The organism is Ochrobactrum sp. BTU2, from assembly GCF_024539785.1.
GTDB classification, from domain to species: Bacteria; Pseudomonadota; Alphaproteobacteria; order Rhizobiales; family Rhizobiaceae; genus Brucella; species Brucella anthropi.
Genome location: NZ_JAHWRG010000087.1, coordinates 1 through 897, shown reverse-complemented (window position 1 = coordinate 897; position 897 = coordinate 1). Strand labels below are relative to the sequence as shown.

Here is an 897-nt window from a genome sequence, read left to right as displayed (position 1 = left end):
AGTTCCGCATCGATATTTCATGGCTATGGGATTCCTGATTTTGGCAAATCATGATTCTCTTTTGCGATGCCGAAGAGAATGCTTCCCTCGCCCAAGCATGCTGACACGCTTTCACTGAACGCGTTGCGCAGTCTGGTCACGGGTTTGGTTGAGAAAACCGAACGTGCAGAGGCTCGGCTTGAAAAACTGGAAGCTGAGAATACAGCACTCCGTAAGGAGAATGCCGAGCTCCGTCTGGAAAACACCCGGCTTAAAGTTGAGAACCAACTCCTTCGCGATGAAATTGCGCGGCTGAAAAACCTGCCGCCACGGCCGCCGTTCAAACCGTCGGGCATGGATAAGGCAACGGACGCGAAAGCTCAGGACAAGCAGGCGGGCAAGAAGAAGCCGCGTGGACCGAAACTGGATGTCGAGCGCGTTGATCGGGATGTGGTTCTTCATGCCCGTGTTCCGGACGGTTCACGCTTCAAGGGCTACAAGAGCTATTACGTGCGCGATATAGTTTTGCGCGCTGAGGTTATTCACTACCGGCGCGAATGCTGGGTTGCTCCGAACGGTAAGACTATTCTTGCGCCGCTACCTGCCGGAATCGTCGGTGGTTATGGCCCAAACCTCAGGCGGCTCTGCCTGATGCTGCATGCGCAAGGTCAGGTCACAGCGCAACGGTTGTCGACCCTGCTTAATGACATCGGCATGGACATCTCCAAACGCCAGGTTGTGCGTTTGCTCACCAAGGGGCTGGATGGCTTTGTTGCTGAGGATGCTGCCGTTCTGCATGCTGGCCTGGTGTCGGAAGCCTATGTAACGGTCGATGACACCGGGGCCCGTCATGCGCGTGATAACTTCTATACCACCCATATTGGCGGCGAGCATTTTACCGTCTTTCGCACCACGAAA

The 897-nt window shown here is 55.1% G+C and carries 1 protein-coding gene; it reads left to right on the top strand.

The annotated features are described in order from the left end of the window. Window positions 1–66: 66 nt before the first annotated feature. Window positions 67–897, top strand: an 831-nt coding sequence (locus tag KWJ32_RS28130; protein WP_275982887.1) for a cell division protein ZapB, incomplete at its 3' end; no start/stop codon positions are given.